Consider the following 10,559-nt stretch of genomic DNA (forward strand, 5'->3'; position numbering starts at 1 on the left):
GGGCGGACCCGCTCGGGGCGCCCGCGGGCGGCGGTGCATCCGCCGCCCGCGGCCGGCAGGCGCCGGCCGCCTCGGCGGCGCGCGGGTCCTGCCCGTACCATCGCGCCCGTGACCAGCGGAAAGTTCATCCTCTTCGACGTCGACGGCACGCTCATCGACGCCGTCGCCAATCAGCGCCGCGTCTGGCACGAGTGGGCCGCGCGGTACGGGCTCGACGGGGACGAGGTGTACGCGGTCGCGCTCCGGACGCGACCGGTCGAGACCTTCGCCGCGGTGGTCCCGGACCAGGACCCGGCCGCCTGCCTGGCGCTGCTGCACACCCTGGAGGACGAGGACGTCCGTACGGGCTCCTACGGGGCCTTCGAGGGGGCGGGCGCGCTGCTGGCCGCCCTGCCGCCGGGCCGCTGGGCACTCGTCACGTCGAACTACGGGCACCGGGTGCGGGGACGGTTCGAGCGGACCGGGCTCCCGGTGCCGGAGCTGGTGGTGGACGCGGCGTCGGTGGCCGAGGGCAAGCCGTCCCCGGTGCCGTACCTGCTGGCCGCCGAGCGGCTGGGCGCGGACCCCGGGGACTGTCTCGTGATCGAGGACGCGCCGTCCGGGGTGCGTTCCGGCCTGGCGGCCGGAATGACGGTCTGGACGGTGAACACGGAGGCGCCGCACTCCGGGGCCCACCGGCACTTCCGGTCCCTGGCGGACGCGGCTCCCCACATCGCCCGCGAGGCCGGCGCCGAACCGACCCACGAGGCGGCATCGCGCTGACCCGCGAGGCGGCGCCCGGTCCGCCGCGTGCGGATCCACCGGCAGCGGCGGCGGCACGTACTGGTTCTCCTGGACTACTCCCCCGGCGCCGACGGCTCCTTCCGGCTGAAGAACCGGCATTCCGGCCGCTGCCTCCAGCCGGCGGGGAACACGGCCGTCACCACGGCCTCGTGCAACGGTTCCTCCGCCCAGTCCTGGAAGGTCGTCTCCTCGACGTCCGCCGGGCGGATGTTCAAGAACGCGAGCGACGGTCGGTGTCTGACGGCCGGGTCGTTCGCCATGACGTACACCTGCGGCTCCTCCGGCCGGAGCGAGCAGGTCTGGCGGAACATCTCAGCCCGCTGACCGCGGACCGAAGACGGGGACCCGCACCTCCCCCTCGCTCCGGAAGGCGACCTCCAGCTCCATCCCGATCCGGAGGTCGCCCTCCGGCACGTCCACGACCTGCGTCATCATGCGCGGCCCCTCGGCGAGGTCGACGACCGCCGCCACGTACGGGACGCGGTCGCCGAAGGGCGGGAGGTCGTTCCGGTGGACGACCGACCAGGTGTAGAGGGTCGCGCGGCCGCTCGCGCGCTCCCAGCCGACGTCCTCGCTCCAGCAGTGCGGGCAGAACTCGCGCGGGTAGTGGTGGGCCCGGCCGCAGGCCGCGCAGCGGCGCAGCAGGAGGTGGCCCCCGGCGGCGGCGTCCCAGTACGGGCGGGTGAAGGCGTCGATGTCGGGGTCGGCGGCCGTCACAGGAAGAGTCCGAGCGCGTGGTCGAGGGACCAGGTCTGCCAGGACAGGGCGAGGAGGGCGACGAGCGAGATGAGCGCCATCATCGCGTTCTGCCCCTGCTCGGCCCAGTCGTGGATCATCAGGACGAGATAGAGCAGGTTGAGGAGCAGCCCGCCGACCAGGGCGACCGGGGTGAGGAATCCGGCCACCAGGCCGAGCCCGAGGGCGAGTTCGGCGTAGACGACGACGTAGGCCATGAGCTTGGGGCGCGGCGCGACGACCGTCTCGAAGCCCTTCCTGACCGGCGGCCACCGGTGCCGGCCCGCAACCTCGGCGGCCCAGGCGATGCCGGTGCCGCGCTCGAACCAGCCCTTCCTGTCCTTGTGGCGCCAGCTCTCCAGCCACCACAGGCCGAGGCCGATGCGGAGGACGGCGAGCCATTCGGCGCCGGTGAGCCAGACGGTCTGCATGCGCGCTCCCCCTCGTGGGAAACCACTGGATCTGACGGTACGTCAGTTCAGCGCAGCCCCGCCCTCCGCGCAAGAGGCCGGGGCCGGGCGGCCGCGGCGGGCGCCCGGCGTGACCGATTCGCAACCGAAATCCCTCTTGACCGAGACCCGCCGCGTGTACACGTCATTACGCTCAGCACTCATGGCCACCACCCCCCTTGCACTCCCTCCACAGGCTGACCACCCCGTGTACGTCATCGGCGCGGGCCCCGGCGGTCTCGCCGTCGCCGCCGCCCTGCGCGCGCGGGGCGTCCGGGCCGTCGTCCTGGAGAAGTCCGACGCCGTCGGCGCCTCCTGGCGCGCCCACTACGACCGGCTGCGGCTGCACACCACCCGCCGGCTCTCCGCCCTCCCGGGGCTGCGGATCCCCCGCTCCTTCGGACGCTGGGTGGCCCGCGCGGACGTGGTGCGCTACCTGGAGAAGTACGCCGAGCGGCACGAGCTGGAGATCGTGACGGGCGTCGAGGTCTTCCGCGTCGAGCGCGAGGGGTCCGACTGGGTCCTGCACGCGACCGGCGGCCGGCGGCTCACCGGCCGGGCGGTCGTCGTGGCCACCGGCTACAACCACACCCCGCGGCTGCCCGACTGGCCCGGCCGCGAGACGTACCGGGGGCGGCTCGACCACGCCCGCGCCTACCGCAACCCCGAGCCCTACGCCGGTCAGGACGTCCTCGTCGTCGGCATCGGCAACACCGGCGCCGAGATCGCCGCCGACCTCGCCGACGGCGGCGCCGGCCGGGTGCGGCTCGCCGTGCGGACCGTCCCGCACATCGTGAAGCGCACCACCGCCGGCTGGCCCGCCCAGCGCTCCGGCATCCTCGTCCGCCGCCTGCCGACGGCGCTCGTCGACCGGCTGGGCGCCCTGACGGCCCGGGTGGGGACGCCGGACCTCTCGGCGTACGGGCTCCCCCGCCCCGACAAGGGCATCGCCACGCGCCAGCGCGAAGGGGCGATCCCGGTCCAGGACGTGGGCCTGATCGCCGCGGTGCGGGCGGGGAAGGTCGAGGTCGTCGCGGCCGTGGAGGCCTTCGAGGACGGCGAGGTGGTCCTCGCGGACGGTACGCGGATCGCACCGGACGCGGTGATAGCGGCGACCGGCTACCGGCGCGCCCTGGAGCCGCTGGTCGGCCATCTGGGCGTCCTGGACGGACGCGGGCATCCGGTGGTGCACGGGGCCCGCTGCCCGCGCGAGGCGCCCGGGCTGTACTTCACGGGGTTCACGAACCCGATCAGCGGGATGTTCCGCGAACTGGCCATCGACGCGGAGAAGATCGCGCGCCGGATCGCCCGGTAGCCGGGGCCGGGGCGGCGGCCGCCCGAGGCCGCGGGGGCCGCGGGCCGCTGGCCGCTGGCCGCTGGCCGCTGGTCGCCCGGGATCGCCGGTGCCGCCGACCGGCCCGGGCCGCGGAGGCGCGGGCCCGCGGCCCGCACAGGCACCCGCCACCCCCCACCTATTCCTGACTGGCCGTCAGTTCTGTAATCTGACTGATCGTCAGGTGTATACGGATGGGTGAAGGGCGGGCGGAACACATGCTTGGATCGACTCACGGCACCTTCACCACCGGTCTTCGCGCCCGCGTGGACGCCTGCGGGGAGTCGCCCCGCGCCGCCGTGCACGGGATCACCGCCGCCCCCGGCGACCAGGACGTCAGCGGGCGGCCGCTGTACGCCGCCGTGCCCGACCTCGACCGGTTCTTCCGCCCCGAGTCCGTCGCCGTCGTCGGCGCCTCCGACGCCGAGGGCCGCCCCAACACCGGCATCACCCGGCAGCTGCTCGCCTGGGCCGAGCGGGTCGGCGCCCGGCTGGTGCCCGTGCACCCCACCCGTACCAGCGTGTTCGGGATCGACTGCGTGCCCTCCGTCGGCGCGCTCACCGAACCCGTCGACCTCGCCGTGCTGCTGGTCGCCGACCCGCTGCCCGTCATCGAGGAACTCGCCGAGACCAAGGTCAGGTTCGCGGTCGCGTTCGCCTCCGGCTTCGCCGAGACCGGCGCGGCCGGGACCGCCGCGCAGGAACGTCTCGCCGCCGCCGTACGCCGCTCCGGGATCCGCCTCCTGGGCCCCAACACCAACCTCAACGCCTTCGAGCGCTTCCGCGACGACCTCGAAGGCCCCGCCGTCGCCCTCATCACCCAGTCCGGCCACCAGGGACGGCCCGTCTTCACCCTCCAGGAGCTGGGCGTCCGCCTCTCCCACTGGGCGCCCACCGGCAACGAGGCCGACCTGGAGACCTCCGACTTCATCTCGTACTTCGCCGGACGGCCCGAGGTCGGCGCCATCGCCTGCTACGTCGAGGGCCTCAAGGACGGCCGCTCCTTCCTCCTCGCCGCGGACCGGGCCGCCCGCCACGGCGTCCCCGTCGTCGCCGTGAAGGTCGGCAGGACCGAGACCGGCGCCCGTACCGCCGCCTCCCACACCGGCAAGCTCACCGGCGCCGACCAGGTCGTCGACGCCGCCATGCGCCAGTTCGGGGTGATCAGGGTCGACGGGCTCGACCAGCTCCAGGACACCGCGACCCTGCTCGCCCGCGCCCGCCGGCCGCAGGCCGACGGCGTCGTCGTCTACTCCATATCCGGCGGCACCGGCGCCCACTTCGCCGACCTGGCCACCGGGGCGGGGCTGCGGCTGCCCACCCTCCCGCAGGCCAAGCAGGACGAACTGCACGAGTGGATCCCGGAGTACCTGAGCGTCGCCAACCCCGTCGACAACGGCGGGCACCCGGTGGGCGACTGGCGCGGGCGGAAGATCATCGACGCGATCCTCGCCGACCCCTCGGTGGGCGTGCTGATCTGTCCGATCACCGGGCCGTTCCCGCCGATGAGCGACCGGCTCGCCCAGGACCTCGTCGACGCGGCGGAGGCCACGGACAAGCTGGTGTGCGTGGTGTGGGGGTCCCCCGTCGGCACGGAGGAGGCCTACCGCACGACCCTGCTCGGCTCCTCGCGCGTCGCCACCTTCCGTACGTTCGCCAACTGCATCGGGGCCGTGAAGGCCTACCTCGACCACCACCGCTTCACCGGCGCCTACCACTCCCCCTTCGACGACGCCCCCCGCACCCCCTCCCCGTCCTTCCGCAAGGCCCAGGCCCTGATGCGGCCCGGCCGGCGGCTCAGCGAGCACGCGGCGAAGCAGCTCCTGCGGGCGTACGGGATACGGGTGCCGCGCGAGCAGCTCGTCACCAGCGCGGCGGCCGCCGTCCGGGCCGCCAGCCTGGTGGGCTACCCGGTCGTCATGAAGGCCTCCGGCGCCCAGCTCGCCCACAAGACCGAACTGGGCCTGGTGAAGGTGGGGCTGACCTCCGCGAGCCAGGTCAGGGACGCGTACCGCGAACTCACCGACATCGCCCGCTTCGAGTCGGTCGACCTCGACGGGATCCTCGTCTGCCAGATGGTCGGGCGCGGGGTCGAGATGGTGGTGGGCGTCACCCGCGACGAGCTGTTCGGGCCGACGGTCACGGTCGGGCTCGGCGGGGTCCTGGTGGAGGTCCTGAACGACACGGCCGTACGGGTCCCGCCGTTCGGCGAGCACGAGGCCCGCTCCATGCTGGCCGAGCTGCGCGGCCGTGCCCTCCTCGACGGGGTCCGGGGGGCGCCGCCGGCCGACGTGGACGCGCTCGTCGAGGTGGTGCTGCGGGTCCAGCGGATGGCGCTGGAACTCGACGGCGACCTCGCGGAACTCGACATCAACCCGCTGATGGTGCTGCCGCGCGGGCAGGGCGCGGTGGCCCTGGACGCGCTCGCGGTCTGCCGTTGAGGACGCTGAGGAACGCCGAGGAGAGCTGACGCCATGCCCGAGGTACTGCACGCCGTCGAGAACGGCGTCTCGTGGATCACCCTCAACCGCCCCGAGGCGATGAACGCGGTCACCTGGGAGCAGCGGGAACGTGTCATGGCCCTGCTCGACGAGGCCTCCGCCGACCCGGACGTCCGGGCGGTGGTGGTGACGGCGACGGGCCGGGGCTTCTGCGCGGGGGCGGACCTGCGGGGCGCGCCGGCGCTCGCGGAGACCGTCCCCGGGGACGTGGCGCGCACGATCCGGCGCGGGGCACAGCGTTTCATCGGGGCCGTGCTGGACTGCGAGAAACCGGTGATCGCGGCGGTCAACGGGACGGCGGCGGGGATCGGGGCGCACCTCGCGTTCGCGTGCGATCTGGTCCTGGCGTCCGAGTCGGCCCGCTTCATCGAGGTGTTCGTCCGGCGGGGGCTGGTCCCGGACGGCGGTGGGGCGTACCTGCTGCCGCGGCTGATCGGGCCGCAGCGGGCGAAGGAGCTGATGTTCTTCGGGGACGCGGTGTCGGCGGCGGAGGCGCACGGCCTGGGTCTGGTGAACCGGGTGGTGCCGGCGGAGGCCTTGGAGAAGACGGCGCGGGAGTGGGCCGAGCGGCTGGCGCAGGGCCCGACGCGGGCGCTGGCGCTGACGAAGCAGCTGGTGAACGCGTCCCTGGACTCGGACCGGGCCGCGGCCTTCGCGGCGGAGGCGGCGGCGCAGGAGATCAACATGACGACGGGGGACGCGAGGGAGGGGGTGGCGAGCTTCGTGGAGCGCCGGGAGGCGCGGTACCGGGGCCGATAGTCGCGCGACGGTGACGGACCCGGGCCGTATCGTGTGTCGCGCATATGACACACCGCCGCTCCGGGGGGAACGGAATGCCCAACTCCGCGCGCTCGCGCACACGATCCCGAAGATCCGGCAGATCGCTTCTGCTGGTCCCGGCCCTGCTGACGGCCCTGCTGGGATCCGCGATCCCGGCGGGCACGGCCCTGGCCGCGACACCGCCACCGCCGGCCGCGAGCGCGGCGCCCGCGCCGGGGCCCGCGACGACGGACCCGGCGCCCGAGCCGACCGTCTCCGAGCCGACCGCGCCGGGGCCGTCGGCCCCGGCCGAGCCGACGCCCACCGCCGACCCGACGCCGACCGCCGATCCGACGGACACCGCGGCCCCGTGTCCCGCGCTGCCGCTCGCGCCGATCGGCAAGCCGGGCGACGCGGTCCGGCAGGTCACCATCGAGTCCCAGGGCACCGCCTGCTTCACCGTCACCGTGGAGCGGTCCGGCACGCACCGCCTTCTCATCGACGGCAGCCACGACACCTACCCGCGGCTGTACGCGGGTGAGGACCAGGTCACGTGCCAGGACTGGCAGTACAAGGACGCCTGGTGCGACCTGGCCGTCGGCCGGTACACGCTCAAGCTCACCAACCACGACTGGAGTGAGGCCCGTAACGAGGTCGCCCTCGTCCCGCTGATGGCCGGCGCCCCGGGCGACTGCCCCGCCGTCCCCGGCACCGGGTACGCCACGGCCCCGGCGACCGGCACCGGCGCGGGCCCGCTGGGCGTCGTCTGCCACTCCTTCACCGCCGCCCCGGGCGAGCGGATCACGACGGAGCTGCGGCGCGCCACCTACGGCGACTCCTTCGCGTGGATCTCCGACGCCACCGGCAGGCGCCTGTGCGTGGAGCGCGACCAGGACGGCTCCGAGGGCTGCGTCCTGCCCGAGGGCACCGAGGGCCACCGCGTCTACGCGGTCGTGGGCGACCAGGAGGACGGCGGCCCCGACGCCCCGTACACCCTGAAGGTCCGCCGCCTGTCCGACCCTGCGGGCTGCGCCGTCGTCGCCCCGTCCGTCTACGGCACCGCGCCGGACCGGTCCGGGCCCGCGACCGGCTGCAAGACCTTCACGCCCTCCGTGTCCGGCCGCTACGACGTGCGGTCCGTGGACGAGGAGGGCCACCGCGGCAACGTCTCCGTGTACCACCGGGACGGCACCTACGCCTGCCGGAGCTACGAGGGGCTCTGCACGCTCACGGCAGGCACGGCGTACACCGTCCTCACCGACGACGCCGTCCAGGTCTTCGGCCGCACCTCCACCGAGGGCTGTGTGTCCGGGGTCGCGCTCGCCGTCACCCACCGGGGCGCGTTCTCCGCACCCGGTGAGGTCGACTGCCTGAACCTGCCGCTGCCGCAGGGCGCGCACCTCGCCGTCCAGTCGGACCTCTCCACCGACATCAAGGTGTACGACGCGACCGGCGCCGAGCAGTGCCTCGACGCCACGAACCTGTGGGACGCCACCTGCACGCTCGGCGGCACCGCCCCCTACCGGCTGACCGTCGTCGACGAGGACCCGACCGAGGGCGGCGACGGCTACGGTCTCGTCGTCCACCGGACCGACGTGCCCTCCGCCTGCCCGACCTTCACCGCCGCCGAGTTCGCCGCGAACCCGGCCCGGTCGGTCGTGAGGACCGGCAACGGCGTCTTCGCCGGCTGCCTGACGATCCCCGCCAACGCCCACTCCGCGAGCGAGCTGTTCCAGATCGCGAAGGGCGCCGGAGGTTCGTCCGCCGAGGCCGTGGTGGTGGACGCGAAGGGCAGGGTCGGCTGCGAGATCCGCAACTACTACGGCACCTTCTCGGTCTGCGACCTGACCCCGGGCCTCGCCCACACGGTCCTCGTCCAGGGCCGTGACCTGCCCGCCGAGACCCTGCTGACCCGCTACGACGTGACCTCCACCGCGCGCGGCTGCGTCACCACCCCGGCCGTCGCCGTCGGCGGCCCGTCCACCGGGGGCACCCCGGCCGCACCCGGCACCTTCCGGTGCCACCGGGTCACGACGTCCGCCGCCGGGGACACCCTGCACCTGGACGCGCGGGACGCGAACGACTCCGTCCGTCTGATGGCCCTGGACGCCAAGGGCGACGCGGTGTGCGACTACTTCGCCAGGGGCTGCGCCGTCACCGGATCCGCCGCCTACCAGGTGCTGATCCAGGTCCCGGCCGGCGGCACCGCCCCCGCCGCCTACCGGCTCGACACCGCCCGCATCGGGACGCCGGCCGGGCCCGCCCCGGAGTGCGCCAAGGTGGCGAACGTGAGCTACGGCTTCGGGCCGCTCACCGGAACCCTCAGCGAGCAGCGCGCCACGCTGTGCTGGGCGCTCCCGACCGCCTCGGGCGACAGGTTCGACGTGGCGTTCAGCCCGGCCGGCACCTTCGCCACCATGCCGCGGCCCCGGATGTACGACCGGAGCAGCCGGGTGAACTTCTGCGGCGGCTCGTACACGAGTGAGGGCGAGATCTACAGCTGCGGGCTGCCGAGCGGTTACCCGAAGGCGGCCAAGCCGACCACGCTCGTGATCGGTCTGCCGGAGAAGCCGGCGCAGTCCTCGACGCCGGTCAAGGCCCAGTTCTCCTGCGACGGCGTCGTCTGCGGCGCCGACGAGCGCTCCGTCGGCGCCGTCGGCCCCGCCACGGTCGGCCGGGGGAGGATCTCGATGACCGTCACCGGCGCGGCGCTGCCCTCCTCGGCCAAGGTCGTCGTGACGAACGGGTCCTTCCGGGCCGAGTCCACGACCCTCTCCGTCGCGCCGGACCGGCGCAGCATGACGGTCGGGCTGGACCTCACGAACGCGCCGCTCGGCTCCCTGAGCACCAGCGTCTACGCCTTCGGCATGCAGTTCATGAAGCCGTCGGTGACCGTCGTCGCCGCCCTCCGCAACACCGCGGCCCCCGGTGCCTCCGGGACGGCGGTCGTCGGCGCGAAGGTGACGGCCAGGCCCGGTTCGTGGTCGCTGCCGGTGGACTCGCTCGCGTACCAGTGGCGGGCGAACGGGGTCGCGATCGCGGGGGCCACGGCCTCCACGTACACGATCGCGTCCGCGGTCCAGGGCAAGCAGCTGTCGGTGGCCGTGATCGCGCGGAAGGCCGGCCACCCGACGCTCACCGCGGTCAGTGGATCCCTCGCGGTGAAGGGGCTCGCGCCCAAGGCGACCAAGGCCCCGGCTCTCACCGGGACCGTCAAGGTCGGGCGGACGCTCACGCTGAATCGGGGGACCTGGGCTCCGGCGCCTACCGCGTACGCGTATCAGTGGTACGCGAACGGGCGGGCGATCAGTGGGGCCACCCGTGCCACGTTCACGCTCGCCAAGGCCCAGCGCGGGACCAGGATCACCGTTCGGGTGACCGCCCACCGCACCGGGCACGTCTCCGGTGTCGCCTGGACCCGGGCCACCGGCGCCGTCGCCGGCTGATCCCGCGGGTGTCCGTGTGACGAGCCCCCGGAGCGGCGGTCCGCCGCCCCGGGGGCTTTCGCGTGCCCGCCGGGGTTCTCATTTGACGGATCGTCAGGTTCAATGGGCGGTGTGATGGGACACGCGGGGATGGCGGCCACCGTCGTCCGACACCTGAGAGCGGCCGGTTCGCCGACGGCCGTCGAAGCACTGCCCCGGCCGGTACTGCGCGCGGTACGGGAGGACGAGCGACCGCCCGTCGAGGCGGCCGAGTTCCGCCGCGTCCTCGGCCACTTCGCGAGCGGGGTCACGGTCGTGACCGCCCTCGACGCGGACGGACCGGCCGGCTTCGCCTGCCAGTCCTTCGCCTCCCTCTCCCTCGACCCGCCCCTGGTCGCCTTCATGGTCGCCCGGACCTCGACGACCTGGCCCAGGATCGCGGGCGCGGGCACCTTCTGCGTCAACATCCTCGGGGCCGGACAGGGCCCGCTGTGCCGGTCGTTCGCGGTCAGCGGGGCGGACAAGTTCGCGGGCGTCGACTGGACCCCGGCCCCGAGGATGTTGACGCAGAAGG

Annotated in this window: 9 protein-coding genes; 7 read left to right on the top strand and 2 right to left on the bottom strand. The window is 74.3% G+C overall.

Translation table 11 applies throughout. The features are described 5' to 3' along the window. Nucleotides 1-108: 108 nt before the first annotated feature. Both EAO70_RS12130 and EAO70_RS12135 read left to right on the top strand, forming a co-directional pair. Nucleotides 109-762, top strand: coding sequence for an HAD family hydrolase (locus EAO70_RS12130; protein ID WP_148003031.1), 654 nt, complete (start codon nucleotides 109-111; stop codon nucleotides 760-762). Between the two features lie 27 nt (nucleotides 763-789). Continuing rightward, complete coding sequence (locus tag EAO70_RS12135; protein WP_148003032.1) at nucleotides 790-1,107, top strand: RICIN domain-containing protein; 318 nt, start codon at nucleotides 790-792, stop codon at nucleotides 1,105-1,107. On the opposite strand, the gene EAO70_RS12140 is transcribed toward EAO70_RS12135, so the two are convergent. After that, the gene (locus tag EAO70_RS12140; RefSeq protein ID WP_187283858.1) at nucleotides 1,096-1,500 is read right to left on the bottom strand and encodes a Zn-ribbon domain-containing OB-fold protein; all 405 of its coding nucleotides are present in this window, start codon (nucleotides 1,498-1,500) and stop codon (nucleotides 1,096-1,098) included. The genes EAO70_RS12135 and EAO70_RS12140 overlap by 12 nt on opposite strands. Continuing rightward, nucleotides 1,497-1,949 (bottom strand): DoxX family protein, encoded by a 453-nt coding sequence (locus tag EAO70_RS12145; RefSeq protein ID WP_148003033.1) that lies wholly within the window; start codon nucleotides 1,947-1,949, stop codon nucleotides 1,497-1,499. Before EAO70_RS12145 ends, EAO70_RS12140 begins: the two co-directional genes overlap by 4 nt. A gap of 181 nt (nucleotides 1,950-2,130) precedes the next feature. On the opposite strand from EAO70_RS12145, the gene EAO70_RS12150 reads away from it, so the two are divergent. The 5 genes from EAO70_RS12150 to EAO70_RS12170 all read left to right on the top strand — a co-directional run. Then, complete coding sequence (locus EAO70_RS12150) at nucleotides 2,131-3,282, top strand: flavin-containing monooxygenase (protein ID WP_148003034.1); 1,152 nt, start codon at nucleotides 2,131-2,133, stop codon at nucleotides 3,280-3,282. 236 nt (nucleotides 3,283-3,518) lie between these two features. After that, nucleotides 3,519-5,741 (top strand): acetate--CoA ligase family protein, encoded by a 2,223-nt coding sequence (locus tag EAO70_RS12155; RefSeq protein ID WP_148003035.1) that lies wholly within the window; start codon nucleotides 3,519-3,521, stop codon nucleotides 5,739-5,741. A gap of 33 nt (nucleotides 5,742-5,774) precedes the next feature. After that, a complete protein-coding gene (locus tag EAO70_RS12160; protein WP_148003036.1) occupies nucleotides 5,775-6,560 on the top strand; it encodes an enoyl-CoA hydratase/isomerase family protein in 786 nt (261 codons plus the stop codon). Between the two features lie 74 nt (nucleotides 6,561-6,634). Next, entirely contained in the window at nucleotides 6,635-10,006 is a 3,372-nt protein-coding gene (locus EAO70_RS37880) for a hypothetical protein (RefSeq protein ID WP_187283859.1), read from the top strand. 102 nt (nucleotides 10,007-10,108) lie between these two features. After that, on the top strand, nucleotides 10,109-10,559 hold a 451-nt coding region (locus tag EAO70_RS12170; RefSeq protein WP_261992825.1), incomplete at its 3' end, for a flavin reductase family protein.

It is taken from the genome of Streptomyces sp. adm13(2018) (genome assembly GCF_008042145.1).
Classification (GTDB): Bacteria; Actinomycetota; Actinomycetes; order Streptomycetales; family Streptomycetaceae; genus Streptomyces.